The sequence below is a fragment of the Streptomyces rimosus genome (assembly GCF_008704655.1).
Classification (GTDB): domain Bacteria; phylum Actinomycetota; class Actinomycetes; order Streptomycetales; family Streptomycetaceae; genus Streptomyces; species Streptomyces rimosus.
The window spans coordinates 1,642,970-1,659,246 of record NZ_CP023688.1 but is presented as its reverse complement, the minus strand read 5'-3'; the positions used below and the strand labels follow the sequence as shown (position 1 = coordinate 1,659,246).

Annotated in this window: 16 protein-coding genes; 10 read left to right on the top strand and 6 right to left on the bottom strand. The window is 73.2% G+C overall.

Features of this window, described 5'->3' with window-relative positions; genetic code table 11:
• The first annotated feature begins 385 nt into the window (after positions 1 to 385).
• Together CP984_RS06690 and CP984_RS06685 are read left to right on the top strand one after the other, a co-directional pair.
• On the top strand, positions 386 to 1,246 hold the full coding sequence (locus CP984_RS06690) for a class I SAM-dependent methyltransferase (protein ID WP_003983629.1): 861 nt from the start codon (positions 386 to 388) through the stop codon (positions 1,244 to 1,246).
• 33 nt (positions 1,247 to 1,279) lie between these two features.
• Positions 1,280 to 2,131: a DUF3050 domain-containing protein gene (locus tag CP984_RS06685; protein WP_003983628.1), complete on the top strand. Its 852-nt coding sequence runs from the start codon at positions 1,280 to 1,282 to the stop codon at positions 2,129 to 2,131.
• Between the two features lie 83 nt (positions 2,132 to 2,214).
• Here the strand turns inward: CP984_RS06685 and CP984_RS06680 are convergent, their stop codons facing one another.
• Positions 2,215 to 3,102: a LysR family transcriptional regulator gene (locus CP984_RS06680; protein ID WP_003983627.1), complete on the bottom strand. Its 888-nt coding sequence runs from the start codon at positions 3,100 to 3,102 to the stop codon at positions 2,215 to 2,217.
• Positions 3,103 to 3,274: 172 nt separating this feature from the next.
• Here CP984_RS06680 and CP984_RS06675 point away from each other — a divergent pair, with 172 nt between their 5' ends.
• The 5 genes from CP984_RS06675 (at position 3,275) to CP984_RS06655 (ending at position 7,242) form a co-directional block, all read left to right on the top strand.
• Positions 3,275 to 4,333: a bile acid:sodium symporter family protein gene (locus tag CP984_RS06675; protein ID WP_003983626.1), complete on the top strand. Its 1,059-nt coding sequence runs from the start codon at positions 3,275 to 3,277 to the stop codon at positions 4,331 to 4,333.
• Between the two features lie 123 nt (positions 4,334 to 4,456).
• Complete coding sequence (locus CP984_RS06670; RefSeq protein WP_050506163.1) at positions 4,457 to 4,840, top strand: EF-Tu C-terminal domain-related protein; 384 nt, start codon at positions 4,457 to 4,459, stop codon at positions 4,838 to 4,840.
• A gap of 252 nt (positions 4,841 to 5,092) precedes the next feature.
• On the top strand, positions 5,093 to 5,425 hold the full coding sequence (locus tag CP984_RS06665) for a hypothetical protein (RefSeq protein WP_003983624.1): 333 nt from the start codon (positions 5,093 to 5,095) through the stop codon (positions 5,423 to 5,425).
• On the top strand, positions 5,422 to 6,561 hold the full coding sequence (locus CP984_RS06660; protein ID WP_003983623.1) for a WXG100 family type VII secretion target: 1,140 nt from the start codon (positions 5,422 to 5,424) through the stop codon (positions 6,559 to 6,561). Before CP984_RS06665 ends, CP984_RS06660 begins: the two co-directional genes overlap by 4 nt.
• 18 nt (positions 6,562 to 6,579) lie before the next feature.
• Entirely contained in the window at positions 6,580 to 7,242 is a 663-nt protein-coding gene (locus CP984_RS06655; RefSeq protein ID WP_003983622.1) for a hypothetical protein, read from the top strand.
• A 15-nt stretch (positions 7,243 to 7,257) separates the two neighbouring features.
• Here the strand turns inward: CP984_RS06655 and CP984_RS06650 are convergent, their stop codons facing one another.
• Together CP984_RS06650 and CP984_RS06645 are read right to left on the bottom strand one after the other, a co-directional pair.
• A complete protein-coding gene (locus tag CP984_RS06650; RefSeq protein WP_003983621.1) occupies positions 7,258 to 9,183 on the bottom strand; it encodes an exo-alpha-sialidase in 1,926 nt (641 codons plus the stop codon).
• Positions 9,184 to 9,497: 314 nt separating this feature from the next.
• Positions 9,498 to 10,439: a quinone oxidoreductase family protein gene (locus CP984_RS06645; protein ID WP_003983620.1), complete on the bottom strand. Its 942-nt coding sequence runs from the start codon at positions 10,437 to 10,439 to the stop codon at positions 9,498 to 9,500.
• A 134-nt stretch (positions 10,440 to 10,573) separates the two neighbouring features.
• On the opposite strand from CP984_RS06645, the gene CP984_RS06640 reads away from it, so the two are divergent.
• Positions 10,574 to 11,038: a MarR family winged helix-turn-helix transcriptional regulator gene (locus CP984_RS06640; protein ID WP_003983619.1), complete on the top strand. Its 465-nt coding sequence runs from the start codon at positions 10,574 to 10,576 to the stop codon at positions 11,036 to 11,038.
• Positions 11,039 to 11,061: 23 nt separating this feature from the next.
• Here the strand turns inward: CP984_RS06640 and fdhD are convergent, their stop codons facing one another.
• Both fdhD and CP984_RS06630 read right to left on the bottom strand, forming a co-directional pair.
• Positions 11,062 to 11,919 (bottom strand): formate dehydrogenase accessory sulfurtransferase FdhD, encoded by an 858-nt coding sequence (gene fdhD, locus CP984_RS06635; RefSeq protein ID WP_003983618.1) that lies wholly within the window; start codon positions 11,917 to 11,919, stop codon positions 11,062 to 11,064.
• A 161-nt stretch (positions 11,920 to 12,080) separates the two neighbouring features.
• Positions 12,081 to 13,316, bottom strand: a complete 1,236-nt coding sequence (locus CP984_RS06630; RefSeq protein WP_003983617.1) for an FAD-dependent monooxygenase — start codon at positions 13,314 to 13,316, stop codon at positions 12,081 to 12,083.
• 238 nt (positions 13,317 to 13,554) lie between these two features.
• Here CP984_RS06630 and CP984_RS06625 point away from each other — a divergent pair, with 238 nt between their 5' ends.
• Together CP984_RS06625 and CP984_RS06620 are read left to right on the top strand one after the other, a co-directional pair.
• Entirely contained in the window at positions 13,555 to 14,232 is a 678-nt protein-coding gene (locus CP984_RS06625; RefSeq protein WP_003983616.1) for a GntR family transcriptional regulator, read from the top strand.
• Between the two features lie 75 nt (positions 14,233 to 14,307).
• Positions 14,308 to 15,072, top strand: coding sequence for an SDR family oxidoreductase (locus CP984_RS06620; RefSeq protein WP_003983615.1), 765 nt, complete (start codon positions 14,308 to 14,310; stop codon positions 15,070 to 15,072).
• 57 nt (positions 15,073 to 15,129) lie between these two features.
• On the opposite strand, the gene CP984_RS06615 is transcribed toward CP984_RS06620, so the two are convergent.
• A complete protein-coding gene (locus CP984_RS06615; protein ID WP_003983614.1) occupies positions 15,130 to 16,041 on the bottom strand; it encodes a hypothetical protein in 912 nt (303 codons plus the stop codon).
• Between the last annotated feature and the right edge of the window lie 236 nt (positions 16,042 to 16,277).

The window sequence follows — 16,277 nt, the reverse complement described above, 5'->3', positions numbered from 1 at the left end:
CATGCGCCGAAAACGGGCTACTCCGGAGAAGCCCGGACATCGGCGGGGGCGGCGGGAGCCGAACGATCACGGCGCCGGGACCGGATCTGCACCAAATCTCTCCCAAACGGATCCCGCAAGCCCCCGGGCGGGGCGGCGACCGGCCGCAAACAGGGGTGAACGCGTCCGCCTCCGGCTCCGTATCCCAGGCATCACCAGCCCACGGGGGGAGAAGGAGCCATGACCCAGCCATCGGCGCAGCGACGTCCGGTCCGGGCGCGCGCCGCGTACGCAACCTGGCGCGCCCGCCCTGCGCATCGGGGCCACCGCACGCCGCCGCGCGGCCGTATCCCGTCCGCCACCCGCTTCCCGGCCACGGCCGCCTGAGCCGGGAGGGCTGCCACCGATGCGCACCATCCGAGAGCGGTACGCGGCGGACGCCGCCGGCCACGCCCGCTGGACCGAGTCCAACCGCGCCCTGTGGGACAGCTGGACCGAGGCCCACGTCCGCAGCGACCACTACGACGTGCGGGGCTTCCTCGCCGGGCGCGAGAGCCTCCAGTCCTTCGAGCCCGGGGAACTGGGCCCGGTGGCGGGCCGTTCGCTGCTCCACCTCCAGTGCCACTTCGGGCTCGACACGCTGAGCTGGGCGCGCCGCGGCGCGCACGTCACCGGCGTCGACTTCTCGCCGGCCGCCGTCGGGCAGGCCAACGCCATCGCCGCCAAGGCCGGCCTCCCCGCCGAGTTCGTCTGCGCGCAGCTCTACGACCTGCCGCCCCGCTTCGACCACGCCTTCGACATCGTCTACGTCTCGTTCGGCTCCCTCGTCTGGCTGCCGGACATCGGCCGGTGGGCGCGCGCCGCGGCCCGCTACCTGGCGCCGGGCGGGGTGCTCTACGTCGCCGAGTACCACCCGATGGTGCACGTACTCGACTTCGACGAGGACGCGGACGGGCCCCGGCTGCGCTATCCGTACTTCCACCGCACCGAACCCCTCACCCACGACCTCGACGGCCCGTACGCCGGGCCCGGGTCCGGGGCGATCGCCGGATACACCTGGGCGCACTCCCTCGGCGAGATCCTGACCAGCGTGATCAGGGCGGGGCTGCGGCCGGAGTTCCTGCACGAGTACCCGTCCGCCTGGTTCCCGATGCTGCCGTACCTGGAGCGGCGGGCGGACGGCAGGTACTGGCTGCCCGCCCGTATCGAGGGGGAGTGCCCGCTGCTGTTCACGCTGCGTGCCACCGCGCCGGGCGCGCCCGCCTGACCGCCGACGGTCCGATCACCGATGGAGCCGACGATGACCAGCCACCGCCACCGCACCGACCACCATCCCGATCAGCGCCACCAGCACCGGACCGACGACCGCCCGCGGATCGACGACCCCGCCCACCCCGGCCTGAGCGCCCTGCTGCGCCGGGTGGGCCCGGCCCGCGACCACGTCGCGAAACACCGCGTGCACAGCGAACTGACCAGCCTCGGCCGCGTCACGGCCTTCCAGGAACACCATGTCTTCGCGGTATGGGGCTTCATGGCGCTGCTCAAGAGTTTGCAGCGCGAGCTCACCTGCACCGAGGTGCCGTGGGTGCCGCGAGGGCCCGCCGTCGGCCGCCGGCTGATCAACGAGATCGTCCTGTCCGAGGAGAGCGACACGGTCGGTGCCGGCTACCGGAGCCGCTTCGAGCTGTACGTGGACGGCATGCGCCGGACCGGGGCCGACACGGTCCCGGTCGAGTCGTTCATGGCGCTGCTGCTCGACGGCAACACCGTCGCCAAGGCGCTGAAGTACGCCGACGTGCCCCCGGGCGCCGCCGACTTCACCGCCGCCACCTGGGACGTCATAGCCCACGCGCCGCTGCACAGCCGGGCCGCGGTGTTCGCGTTCGGCCGCGCGGACCTGATGCCCGGCACGGTCCGGCGGGTCGCCGCAATCGAGGGCGTCCAGGAACGGCTCGCGACGTTCAAGGAGTACCTGGCCCGGCACCTCGGCGGTGAGGGGGACCCGCAGGCGCCGATGGCCCTGCGGATGCTCGTCGAGATCTGCGGCGACGACCGGGAGAAGTGGGCACAGGCCGCGGAGGCCGTGATCGAGTCGCTGCGCGCCCGGCAGGCGCTGTGGGACGCGGCGTCCTGCTCGTTGGCGTGGAGGTGAGGGGCGGGGTTCCGCGTGTGGAGGGGAGGGTTCCGCTTCTGGTGCGGAGGTGACGGGCCCGGTCCTGGACCCACTGCGCCGCCCTACGGCAGTTGCAACCGGTCCCCGCCCGCCAGTATCGCTTCGGCCAGCGCATCCGCCGGGCCCCTGGCCGCGCCCTCCCGCTCGTCGCCGTACAGCAGGACGAAGTCCACCCCGCCGAGGTCCGGCAGCCCGGCCCGGGACGGCATCCGGACCAGGCCGGGCGGGATCATGCCGAGGCTGTGCGCCATCACGCCGAGCCCGGCCCGGGTGGCCGCGATCAGGCCGTTCAGGCTGCCGCTCGTACAGGCGATGCGCCAGTCGCGGCCCTGCCGCTCCAGAGCCTCCAGCGCGCGGGCCCGGGTCACCGCGGGCGGCGGGAACACCACCAGCGGGACCGGTCGCCGCGCGTCCAGCCGCAGCCGGTCGGTGCCGACCCACACGAGGCGGTCGCGCCAGACGAGCCGACCGGTCGGCGCCTCCGGGCGGCCGCGCGCGGGGCCGGGGCGGCGCTTGGCGAGGACGAGGTCGAGGCGGCCGGCGGCCAGGAGTTCGTGCAGCGTCCCGGACAGCTCGACCGTCAGCTCCAGATCCACTTCGGGGTGGTCGCGCCGGAACTCCTCCAGCACCTCCGGCATCCGGGTCAGGACGAAGTCCTCCGAGGCCCCGAACCGCAGCCGGCCGCGCAGTCGCGTCCCGGTGAAGAAACCCGCGGCCCGCTCGTTGGCCTCCAGGATCGTGCGCGCGAAGCCGAGCATGGCCTCGCCGTCCTCGGTGAGGTCCACGGCGTGGGTGTCCCGGGAGAACAGCCGCCGCCCGGCCGCGGCCTCCAGCTTGCGCACGTGCTGGCTGACGGTGGACTGCCGCAGGCCGAGACGGTGCGCGGCCTGCGTGAAGCTCAGCGTCTGGGCCACCGCGAGGAACGTACGCAACTGCACCGGGTCGAACATCGTCCCAGCCTACCGGCGGCCATCGCGATCCGTGATAGCAGTCACCACGGTAAGAGGGGTTCCCGATGGCCATGGCGCCAGGCAGGCTGGAGAGGACACCGTCCACACCACGCTTCCCGACCACCTCACCTGCACCGATCACCCCACCCGCACCAACCGTCGAAGAGAGACCATGCGCCGCCCTCAGCTCAAAATCCCCTCCTGGCTCCCCGTGGACGGATTCATCCTGGCCCTCGTCGCCACCGTCGGCCTCGCGGCGCTGCTGCCCGCCCGCGGCACGGCCGCCACCGTCGCCGACAACGCGTCCACCGGCGCGGTCGCGCTGCTCTTCTTCCTCTACGGTGCCCGGCTCTCCACCCGCGAGGCGCTCGCCGGGATGCGCAGCTGGCGGCTGCACCTGACGGTCCTGGCCTGTACGTTCATGGTCTTCCCGCTGCTGGGCCTGGCCGCCCGCGGCCTCGTCCCGTACGTCCTGACGCAGCCCCTCTACACCGGCCTGCTCTTCTTGTGCCTGGTCCCCTCCACCGTCCAGTCCTCGATCGCCTTCACCTCCATAGCGCGCGGCAACGTCGCGGCGGCGATCTGCGCGGGCTCCTTCTCCAGCCTGGTCGGCATCGTGCTGACCCCGCTGCTGGCGGCCCTCCTCCTGGGCGGCGGCGGCGGCTTCTCGGCCCGCTCCCTGGTCTCGATCGTCTTCCAGCTGCTGGTGCCCTTCCTCGCCGGACAGCTGCTGCGCCGCTGGATCGGCGGCTTCCTCACCCGTCACAAGAAGATCCTCGGCTTCGTCGACCGCGGCTCCATCCTCTTCGTCGTCTACAGCGCCTTCAGCACCGGCATGGTCGAGGGCATCTGGCACCAGGTCTCCCCGTGGCAACTGCTGAGCCTGCTGGGCGTCGAGGCCGTCCTGCTGGCCCTGATGCTGACCATCACCTCGTACGGCTCGAAGAAGGCCGGCTTCCCCCGCGGCGACCGCATAGCCATCACCTTCGCCGGCTCGAAGAAGAGCCTGGCCGCCGGGCTCCCCATGGCCACCGTCCTGTTCGGCGGCGGAGCCGGCCTGGCCGTCCTGCCCCTGATGCTCTTCCACCAGATGCAGCTGATGGTGTGCGCGGTGCTGGCGAAGCGGTACGCGGCACGGGTGCCGGAGGAGGCGGGGGCCGCAGCGGTGGCCGATACGGGGCAGACACGGCGCGGGGAGAAAGCCGAGGCGGTGGGGGCGTCGGGGCGGTGAGGCCGCCCGGACGCCGTACGCACGGAGATCGCCGGACGCACCCGGCGCACGCGAGAATGCGCCGATGAGTGCCCTGCGGAAGCCGTTCCTGATGCCCGTCGAAGATGTCTTCAGCCTGTGGGCATGAACGTCGGTCTGCTGCTGCATGGCGCCGAGGCGGGAGAGGCCGAGCGTGGCCAGGTTCTCGCGGCGCCCGGGTCGATTGCCGCGCACGCCGTCTTCGCGGCCGACATCGCTCTGCTGTCGGAAGACGAGGGCGCCGCCGAGGTGCGCACCGGCGGAAGTCTTGCCTTTTATGTGCGCGCTGCCGCGGTACGGGGCGTGGTGACGCTGCCCCACGGGATGGACGTACTTCGCCCGCTGCACACGGCCACGGTGACTGTCGCCCTCGAACGGCCCGTAGCCCTTGAGGAATCCCAGGCTTTCGCCTTCCGCCACCAAGGACGCGCCGCGGGCTCCGGAACGGTGACCCGGCTTTTGCGGCAATTTCCCGGGGTGTCTCGATAGGTGCGCTACGCCGTTTCCGGAGTCGCGCATCAACCCCAAATAATGGTAAAGAGAATTATTAGGGCTGGCCAATGACCAGCAAAGAGCGGTCGGCAACCCCTCGCCCCGCGCCGCCTCTTGACCCCACAAATCTGCACAACGGACCCCAACACCCCCGTCCTGCCCGCCGTCGGTGACGCCGTACTGTGGTCCGGGTCTTTGCGGCGCCCCGGCGCGCCTGACCGCACCATGACAACGGATCGGGGGAGATCTGTGCCCGAGCAATTCACCGCTGCTCAAGAAGCCCTGCACAAGTTCGCCAAAAGTTCTGACCAGCGGGCGGAAAAGCTGCGGGCGATACGCAGCAAGCTCGCCTCGCACTCGCTGAACCAGCAGGCATTCGGGAAGCTCCCGGAGGCCGACGAACTGTACAGCGCCTACTCGGAGCAGAGCGAGGACTGCCTGGACATCCTCGAGAAGGCGGCGACGCTGGAGGAGAAGGTCGGCGAGGGCGTCACCGAGACGGCACGGGCGTACCAGTCCGACGAGGACGAGACCGTGCGCACGATGCAGCACGTCCAGGGCGGTTCCGGGAGCGCCCGATGAGCGGCGTGGCGACGGGTGCGGTGAGCGCCTACAACAAGGTCAACGACTGGATGAGCGGGTTCGACTCGGCGGTGGACGCCATCATGCGCCCGCTCGTCGAACCGCTCGCCGAGCACCTGGAAGCCGTCACCGGTGACGACGAGGGCCTTCAGGAGGCCGCCAAGCTGTGGCGCGAACAGGCCCGCGATCTACGTGATCTGATCGCCGATCAGCGCCGGGACCGCGCGGACCTCGCCCACGAGTGGACCGGTGAGGCGGCCGACGCGTTCCAGGGGCACCTGGCCGAGATGGAAGCGGCCCTGGAGCAGGAAGCCGCCGACATGGACGCGGTCGCGGACGTCCTGGAACAGGCCGGTTCCCGGGCCAAGCTGGCCGAGCAGGTCGTGGAGACGCTGATCCGCGAGCTGATCGAGTGGGCGATCATCGAGCTGGCCGTGGCGCTCGCCACCTCGATCATCACGGTCGGTGCCTCGGCCGCGGCGGCCGCCGCCACCGCCGTGGCCCAGGCCGGGATCGTCTCGACCCGTATCGCCCGGGTGCTGGAGGAACTGGCCACCGAACTGCGGGCCTTCGTCAACATCATCAAGTTGCTGAAGAAGGCCAAGAAGATGTCGAAGGTCAAGAAGCTCAAGCCCTGGACCTGGAAGCACATCAAGGACCCGGTCGAGGCCGAGAAGTTCCTGAAGGGCATTGCCGCGAAGAAGGCCCTGAAGGCGATCAAGGTGCCGATGAAGGGCGCCGTCGGCCTCGGCATGGGGGGCCTGGGCTTCTCGGGCGATCCGACGCAGGCCCTTTCGCCCATCGTCCAGGCAGGAGCCGAAAAACTCGACCACATGCTCGATGGCAGTGACGACGGGGGCGCCAAGGCCGGTGGCGCGCAGCGGCACGGCGACGTCCACCTGCCGCCGGCGTCGGACTTCGACCCGTCGCCCTCCGGGGGAGGTACGGCCGGCGGGCCCGCCGTCAGCGGACCGCTGAGCCCGCCGTCGAAGACCGGGGTCCCCACCGCCCCGGCCCCCGCCAACCCGGACCCGCTCGGCCGCTACCAGAAGCCGGCCGTCGACCAGGACATCCGCCTGATGTTCCGCCCGACGGCGGCCCAGCAGCCGCGCGACCCGGACAATCCCTTCGGCTGAGGCAAGGAGAATGGCCGCGTGATCGACCACGAGACTCCGTGCCGGCAGTTCCTCCGGCCCGGCGAGGTGCTGCTGCAGAGCGAGCAGTACGAGGTGTACCCGTCCCTGCCGCTGGTCCCCGCCCATCTGCGGCTGCCGCCCAAGCAGTCGGCGCTGGAGAAGCGGATCCGGGGCGTGCTGGGCAATGTCCTGGGCAAGGCGTCGCGGCCCATCGGCGCGGTCACCGACAACCGGTTCACCGACAGCCGGCTGACCCGCGCCGTGGGCAACGTCGCGGAGGGGATCAGCGAGGCCCCGGAGAACATCGAGGACGCCATCGACGACGCGGCCGAGCGCATGATGTACGGCAAGCCCATGGAAGGCAGCTGGACCAGCATGGCCGGGCGCTTCCTCGTGCAGGTCACCAACGCGGGCGGCGTGCCCCGGCACCAGGCGGTCACCGACCGCCGGCTGTTCGTGGTCACCGACCACGCCACTGGGTGGCGGGCCCGTGACCCCGAACCGGCCCTCGCCGTGGAAGTCCCGCGCCAGGACATCGCCGAACTGCGGCCCCGGCCGCGCACGACGCTGCCCCGCGGCCGCTTCGACCTGGTCTTCGTGGACGGCTCGTGGATCGCGCTCTGCTGCTCCTTCCAGAAGAGCATGGAGTCGCTGGTCGACGCCTTCTACGGAAGGCGTTGACCAGTGGCCCCGTGCCTACTCGCCGTCCACGTCGTCCAAGGGCAGGTCCAGCACGACGGGCCCCCTGACGCGCCCGTTCTCCTCGCGGACCCGGGCCAGTTCGCCGTCGCTCAGTGCCCGCCCGTAGACGCGTACTTCGTCCAGGTCACCGGCCAGGTGAGCGCGGCTGTCCACCTTCTGGCCCGCGTGCACGCCGAAGACGGAGTTGCGGCTCACGGAGCCGGGGACGTCGGGGACCGTACGGGTCTCGGCGCCGTCGACGGCGAGGGACAGCCGGCCACCGGTGCGCCGCAGGGACAGGTGGTGCCACCGGCCGTCGTTGTACGCGGCGGTGGTGGCGGCCTCGGCGGTGGCGGCGGGCCGGGCGCCGTCGAGCGCGGTGATGGAGGCGCTGATCCGGCCGCGGGCCGGGTCGCCGCGCAGGGCCACCTGCGGGCTGCGGCTGCCCACCCCGCCCATCCACAGGAACGGCTGCTCGCCGGACGTGGCGCGGTAGCGGAACCAGAGGCTGCACGTGAAGTCCCCGCTGCCCAGGGGGAGCGAGCGGCGGAAGGGCAGCCGTACGGCGTCGTCCCGGCCGTCGAAGGAGAGCGCGTCCCCGAAGCGGCCCGGTACCGGGCGGGCACCGCCCAGCACGAGCGCGGGCCGGGCGTGCCGCCCGTGGTCCGGGGTCGTCGGATCGGGGCCCCGGCGGGGGCCGAGCCAGGCGTCGGTGAAGCGGGCGAAGCGGATCTCGTCGCGGGCGTCGGCCGCTCCGCCCTCGTACAGCAGCCCGGTCAGGCCGGGGGAGACGGCCACCAGGTCCGAGTAGCCGGACCAGTCGGTGGTGATCCGGGCGCCCCGGTCCACGCCTTCCCAGGTGCGGCCCTCGTCGTACGAGGAGCGGATGGTCATCGTGCGGCGGCGGTCGGGGTCGGCGGGCGCGGCGATCAGGGTGCGGGTGGGCAGCCGCAGTACGGAGCCCTGCACCATCGGCGTGTACAGGTCGGGCAGGGTGCGGAAGGGGTGGGCGAAGGAGGCGCCGCCGTCGCGGCTGACGGCCGCCGTGCGGTGGCCGAGATCGGTACCGTCCTGCTCGCGCCCGTTGACGTACACCGAGCCGTCGGAGCGTTCCAGCAGGCTCATCTCGGACGGCTTCTGACGGAACGTGCCGTCGGCGGCGGTGGGATAGCTGTCCACGGCGCCCACCCGCCAGGTGTCGCCGCCGTCGTCGCTGAGCATCAGCGCCGCGTGGTTGGCCGTTATGCGGCCGCCCGCGTAGCTCTCGGCGTTGACGGTGAAGACGAGCCGTCCGGCGTGCCGTCCGCGGGTGAGCTGGATGCCGTGCACGGGGCCGGTCGCGTACCAGGAGTTCCATCCGGCGGGCCGGAGTTCGGCGGTCAGGTCGCGCGGCGCCGACCAGGTGGCGCCGTCGTCGTCGCTGTACTGGAGGTGCGGGGTGCGGTCGCAGGGGACGTCGCAGTTCCCGGCGTCGGTGCGGCCCTTGTTGTAGGTCTCGGCGAGCAGGATGCGGCCGGTCTCGCGGTCGACGACGGGGGCCGGGTTGCCGTGCGTGTCGCCGCCGCCTTCGTTGACGACCTGGAGGGGGCCCCACGTACGGCCGCCGTCGGTGGACCTTTTCAGTACGAGGTCTATGTCGGCCGCGTCGCCACAGTTGCGTACCCGGCCCTCGGCGAACGCCAGCAGGGTGCCGTGGGTCGACCGGACGATGGCCGGGATGCGGAAGCACGCGTAGCCGTGCTCCTGGGCCGCCTTGAACAGCACCTGCTGGTCGAAGCCGGTGGACGGAGCCGCGGTGGTGGTGGGGCCGGCCTGGGCGGTGGCCGCCGGGACGAGAACGGTGGCCACGGCGGCGAGCGCGGCCAGCGCGCGGCGCCGCGGCCGAGATCCGCTGGCGGGTCTGCCGCGGTGGTTGTCATGGAGACGGAACGGTGGCGTCATGATCCGACCTGCCCTTCGAGGCGTAGGCGGGGCATCGGCGGGGCGTCGGAGGAGGGAGGGGAGGGCGGGGCGGGCGGGATACCGGGATCGCGGGTGAGGCACCCGGAATTCCGGTATTCCGCCCGCCCGTATGGACGTTGTACGTAGGACGTCCTACCTCCTCGCGGTGCGCAGGAAGCTACTGGGCTCCCGGCACCGCCACAAGCCACGCGCGGCGGTTCTTCGCACCCGGCGGGATTTCCCCCCGTCCGGAGGACGCGGGGGATGCCTGTACGGGTCGCGGGCAGGCCGCTGCCGGCGCCCCGGCCCGCCGGTCAGGGGATCAGCATGACCTTCCCCAGATTGCCGCGGCCCTCGATGATCTCGTGCGCCCGGCCGGCCTCCGCCAGCGGAACGCGGGCGTGCACGGCGGCCCGCAGCCGCCCCGCGAGGAAGTGCTCCCACAGTTCGGCGCCGTGCCGCTCGTACAGCTCCGGGCGGGTGGCGGCGAAGCGCGCCATGGTCAGCCCGGTGATCGTCTTCGAGCCCGCGAGGAGGTCGTACGCCGGGACCGTGCCGCCGCCCGAGTTGAAGAACACCAATCGGCCGCCGGGCGCGAGGGCCGCCACCGCACGCGGCAGCAGGTCCCCGCCGACACCGTCGAGCACGATGTCGACGGGCTCGCCCCAGGACGCGTCCTCGTACACCACGACCTCGTCGGCGCCGAGCCCGTACAGGAAGTCCGCCTTGGCGGCGGAGCCGACGGCCGCCACCACCCGCGGTACCCCCCGCAGCTTGGCGAGCTGCACCGCGAGGTGGCCGGTGGCGCTGGCCGCGCCCGTGACCAGCACCGATTCCGTACCGGCCGGGGCGGCGGTGGCCAGCGCGGCGAGGGCGACCTGGCCGCCGCGGACCAGCGCGACGGCGTCCTCGCTCGTCGCGCCGTCCGGAATCCGGGAAGCCAGCGCGGCCGGCACGGTGGCCACGTCGGTGTACGAGCCGGTGAAGGAGAGCCCGGTGACCCGCTCGCCGACCGCGAAGCCGGTGACGTCCGGGCCCAGCCCGATCACCTCGCCGGCCACCTCGCCGCCGAGGACGGCTGGCAGCGGTACGCCGCCGCCGTTGCCGTCCCCGCGTGTGCGGCGTACGGACGGCAGGCTCACCCCGATGGCTTCGGTACGGACGAGCAGCTCACCGGGGCCCGGCTCGGGGACCTCGGCCTCCTCCACCCGCAGGACCTCCGGACCGCCGTAGGAATGGAAGCGGACTCGCCGCATGGGCACCTCCGGGGAGTGGGCGCGGCGCAACGCGCGCAGGGGCGGTCGCCCGGACGCACCGGGAAACCGTTGGATGCCCCAACGATAACATCAGTCATTGGGGCACCCAATGGTTTTCCGGATAGGCTGGCGCCATGGCAGAGACCCCGTACGCGCCCGCCCGTATCCGCGCCCTCCCCAGCTGGCTGCTCGGCCGGGCCGCCGCCCGCGGCCACCGGCTCGTCGCCGAAGCGCTGGCCGAGGAGGGGATGCGGATGATGCACCACGCGGTGCTGTCGGCCGTCGGCGAACTGGGCCCGGTCTCCCAGGCGGAACTGGGCCGCAGTGTCGGCATCGACCCCAAGGACATGGTCGCGGTCGTCAACGACCTCCAGGCCGACGGGCTGGTGACCCGCACCCCCGACCCCAGGGACCGGCGCAAGAACGCCATCGAGATCTCCGCCGCGGGGGAGCGCACCCTGCGCCGTACGGAAAAGCTGGGCGACCGCGCCAACGACGAACTGACCGCGGGTCTGACGCCCGCCGAACGCGAGCAGCTGATGGCGCTGCTGGCGCGGGTCGTGAACCCCGGGGAGAAGCCGGGGCCGGACGCGGGCTGACGGGCCCGCGCCGGCCGGTGCGCTCAGGCCCTGCTGCCCGCCCCCGCGCCCAGCGCCAGCCGCTCCGCGCCCGCGTAGACATTCATCGACGACCCCCGCAGGAAGCCCACCAGTGTCAGCCCGCTCTCAGCGGCCAGGTCCACGGCGAGGGAGGACGGCGCGGAGACCGCGGCGAGGGTGGGGATGCCCGCCATGACCGCCTTCTGGACGAGTTCGAACGAGGCCCGGCCCGAAACCATCAGGATGGTGTCGCGCAGGGGCAGCCGCCCGTCCTGGAGGGCGCGGCCGACGACCTTGTCGACGGCGTTGTGGCGGCCCACGTCCTCGCGTACGTCGAGGAGTTCACCGTCCGCGTCGAAGAGCGCGGCGGCGTGCAGCCCGCCGGTCCGGTCGAACACGCGCTGCGCGGCCCGCAGCCGGCCGGGCAGCGCGGACAGCGTCGCGGGCGCGATGCGGCCGGGGGCGTCGGCGGGCGGGTCCAGGGGCCAGCGGGCGGAGGTGCGGACCGCGTCCAGACTGGCCTTGCCGCACAGGCCGCAGGACGACGTCGTGTAGACGTTGCGCTCCAGCGTGATGTCCGGGACGGGGATACCGGGCGCGAGCTGTACGTCCACCACGTTGTACGTGTTCGACCCGTCCTCGGTGGCCCCCGCGCAGTACACGATGTTCGCCAGCTCCCCGGCGCCGCCGAGCACGCCCTCGCTCACGAGGAAGCCCGCGGCCAGCGCGAAGTCGTCGCCCGGCGTGCGCATCGTGATGGCGAGCGGCCGGCCGCCGAGCCGGATCTCCAGCGGCTCCTCGCCGACGAGGGTGTCCGGGCGCGTGCTCACCGCTCCGTCGCGGATGCGGATGACGCGGCGTCGCTCGGTGACCCGTCCCATGTCTGATCAGTCCTGTCCGTCCCTGGTGCGCCGACCCGCGGTGGCGGTCCGGCCTCGGCCGTTCCATTGTCCGGTACGCGTACGGGCGGGTGCCCGGCGCCCGGGTGGCGCGTGGCCGCGCCCGTCGTACCGGTACCCCCTGACCGGCCGCCGACAGGCCGTCACCCTTTTACGGTCCCCCGCACCCCCGGCAAGGGCCGCCCGCCGAACGCCCTCGCGTCCGCCCCCGCCCACAGCGCGTCCAGGTCCGTCTGGCCCGCCGTCCGCCAGTCGGGGCCGCGCAGGACGAGTGCGTCGCCGAGGCGGCGGCCGAGTTCCATCATCGAGGTGCCGACGGGGCCGCGGGACGCGTCGTACGCGGCGGCCACCTCGGACCAGGTGTCCGCGGCGGTGCAGGCGGCCTCCAGGGCGGTGGCGTCCTGGAGGGCTTTCACCGCGCCGCTGCCGGTGTGCGGGCGGGCGACCGTGGCCGCGTCGCCGGTGAGCAGCAGGCGGCCCGCGGCGTAACGGGGCGCGGTGAAGTCGTACATCGGCTGGATGAACAGCTCCTCCGGCCGGGTCAGCTGGAGCAGGCCGCCCCAGTACGGCGGCAGGAGTTCCCCGGTGACCTGCGCGAAGTGCGCGTGCAGCGCCTCGCCGAGGGTGCCGGGCGGGAGGCTGGTGGGGGTGTCCAGGCCGAGGTCGAGCTCCGGGGGAGGGGCGGTGTAGAGCACCCAGTTGGCGCGGTGGCCGCCGGAGCCGTCCGGGATGCGGTAGATGACGGCGTGGCCGCCGGGGAAGACGGCGAAGACGCAGTCCTCGACCGGCCACGCGCCGGCCGGGCCGCCGAGCGCGGTCAGCCGCTCGGCGGGGAACGCGCCGCGCAAGGCCAGATAACCGGCGTACGCGGGCCGTACGTCGGGGAAGGCGGCACCCCGGACCGCCGAGCGGTAGCCGTCCGCGCCCACGACCAGGTCGGCGTGGTGCGCGCTGCCGTCCTCCAGGCGCACCGTGGCGCCGTCGGCCGCGATCTCGACCGTACGGACCGGGCTGTCCCCGCGGAACACGGCGCTCGCGGGCATCCGGTCGCGCAGCTCGCGCCAGAGCGGGCCCCAGTTGTAGGTGCGGAACGGGAAGGGCAGTTCGCCCACCGGCCGGCCGAGCGGGTGGTGGCCGTCGCGGGTGTACCAGCGGCGCCGGGACAGCTGGAGCCAGGGCATGTCCGCGTCCATGTACCCGGCCGATGCCAGTTCCGCGTAGCGGGCGTTGTGTACGGCCAGGCCGGCGCCGCGGTCCGCCAGGCGGCCGGCGGCGCGTTCGTAGACCGTGATGTCCGTTGCGCCGCCCCGGTGTACGGCGAGTGCGGCGGCGCATCCGGCGATGCTCCCGCCCACGACGGCGACCGTTCCTGCGCGCATGGGTGCCCTGCCCTCCCCGCGGCCTCGTGACGGTCCGCGGTGGTCCACGGTGCTGCAAGCGAACGTATTCTCGCAGGAGTTGCCGCTGTCCGGGGGGACGGCAGGGCGCGGCGCGGCCGGTGGGCGGCCTGCGCGCGGACGGCGCCGATCGGTAGACTGTAGACGATAACCAATCGGTCGCCCGGGCCGCCGCGCGCACCCGCGCCGCCCCCGGTCGCGTCCACGGAGGGGTATCTCGATGCTGTCCACAGGGCTGCCGCAGGGCACCGTGCCGAAGCTGGAACGCCCCGGCCCGCTGCGCGAGCGCGTCTACGAAGCGCTCCTCGAACTGATCACGACCCGCGCGCTGCGCCCCGGCCAGCACCTCGTCGAGAGCGAGCTGGCGGGCCACCTCGGTGTCTCCCGGCAGCCGGTCCGCGAGGCGCTGCAGCGGCTCAACACGGAGGGCTGGGTCGATCTGCGCCCGGCGCAGGGCGCGTTCGTGCACGAGCCCACCGAGGAGGAGGCCGACCAACTGCTCACCGTACGCACCCTGCTGGAGGCGGAGGCCGCCCGGCTCGCCGCCGCCAACGCCGGATCGGCGGGCATCGCGGAGCTGGAAGCGCTGTGCGACAAGGGCGAACAGGCGGTACGGGACGACGACGTGGAGACCGCGGTCGCCACCAACGCGGAGTTCCACGCCAAGGTGATGGCCCTGGCGGGCAACGCGGTGCTGGCCGATCTGGCGGCGCAGGTCGGGCGGCGGGTGCGCTGGTACCACACGCCCGTCGCCCGGCAGCGCGGCAAGGGGTCCTGGGCCGAACACCGCGAGCTGATCGCGGCGATCACCGACCGGGACGAGGCCCGGGCGACCGCGGTCATGCGGGCCCACACGGAGCACACCCGGCGGATGTATCACGAGCGGGCCGAGGGCTGAGCAGTAAATTAGGTTAGGCTAACCATGGTTAATGGGGGCAAGGGAGAACTCCACGCACACGATCGAGGAGTGACCATGGGAAACCTCGGCGGCAAGGTCGCACTGGTCACCGGCGGCAGCCGGGGCATCGGGCGGGGCATCGCCGAACGCCTGGCCCGGGACGGCGCTCTGGTGGCCGTGCACTACGGCAGCAACGAGGCGGCGGCCAAGGAGACCGCCGCGGCCATCGCCGAGGCCGGCGGCCGGGCCTTCGTCGTGGGCGCCGAACTGGGCGTTCCCGGCGATGTGGACACGCTCGTGGCCGGCCTGGAGGCCGGACTGCACGCACACGGGGAACCGGCGATCGACATCCTGGTGCACAACGCGGGGCTCAACCTCATGGGACGGCCGATCGAGGTGCTCACCCCCGAGGAGTTCGACCGGATGGTCGCGGTCAACGTCAAGGCGCCGTTCTTCCTCACGCAGCGGCTGCTGCCCCGGCTGCGCGACGGCGGCCGGATCATCAACATCTCCTCCGTCTCGACCCGTGTCGCCTCAGCCCACGGCATCGGTTACCCGCTCACCAAGGGCGCGCTCGAAGTGTTCAGCCACACCCTGGCCAAGCACCTCGGCCCCCGCGGGATCACCGTCAACGCCGTCTCGGTCGGCTACACCCGCACCGACATGACCTCCGAGGTGCTGGCCGACCCGGCGAACGTGGAGCGCAACATCGGCCTGACCGCGCTCGGCCGGATCGGCCGGGTCCCGGACATCGCCGACGCGGTCGCCTTCCTGGCTTCCGACGACGCCCGCTGGATCACCGGGACCAAGATCGACGTCACCGGGGGCGTCAACCTGTAGCGAGGCCGGCGCGACGGCAGGGCGGCCATCGCGCCGGCCACCGCGCCGGCCTGACGCTCAGTCGGCCGACATCGCGTTGATCGGGTCCATCGCCACATCGTTCTGCCGCGCGGGGGCCGAGTCGGCCGCTGGGCGGGACGAGGTGTCGGGCGACTGTCCGGCCGGCTGCTGCGCGGTACCGGCCGACGGGCGCTGCGCGGCACCCGCCGACGGCTTCTGCGCCGACCCGGGCGTCTGCCGGGCCGGGGTGGCCGGGGCGGGGGTCACCTGCTTCTGGGCGGTGCCGGTCCCGGGCGACGCGCTGCCGGCCTGCTGGAGGGTGAACTTCGCCGCGCCGTCCCCGTCGAACACGCGCTGTCCCGCGCCGATCGGCGACTGCCCCCGGAACGCGCCGCGGAAGGCGCCGACGCCGCGCTCGGTGAGGGTGAAGCTCATCTTGGCCTGTGCCTGTCCGCCGCCGACCTTGACCCGGTTCGGGTCGACGTGGAACGCCAGGAAGTCGGTCCGGCGTCCCTTGGAGCCGCCGACGGTGCCGGTGACGCGCGAGGTGGCGAGTTCGCCCCGCAGCGCGCTGACCCTCAGGTGGCGGTGGTCCTTGCGTACGAAGTCGAAGCCGCCCCCGAAGTCGAGGTGTCCGGAGGTGAAGCGGGTGTTGAGCGTGCCGCCGGAGATCGGGGTGGTCACGCAGCGGCGCGCGGCCGGTCCGGTGAGCTTCGCCGGGGCGATCGGGGCCAGGCGGATACCGGCCTTGTCGAGCGCGCGGGTGGCGTCGGGGGTGAGGCAGAAGTGGGCGGTGCCGGTCCCCACCCGCACCGTCGCCTCCCGCGGGTCCTGGGGCGCGGCGGCGCGCGCGGGCCCGGAGGCGGTGGCGGGCGAGGCGACGAGGGCGGCCCCGGCGCCCAGAGTGGCGGCGAGGGCCAGGGCGCTCGCGGAGGCGATGGGCAGCAGTCGGCAACGGTCCGTGGGCATGGTGGTGTGTTCCGTTCTCGTGCGGGACCCTACGCGGCCGGTGGCACCGGACGCTTCCTGTCAGCAGACGTATTGACGGCGGGGCCCCCGTAGTGACGGCCTCGGGGGCGAATCACCCGGATAGCTCGGGGAGGGGCGGCGGCGACCGCCCGCACGCGTGCCGCGCGTGCAGGTGCGCTGTAGGTGCCGTGTAGGCAGCGGCTGCGATGGTCGTCCCACTGCCCCGTACGGCGCGC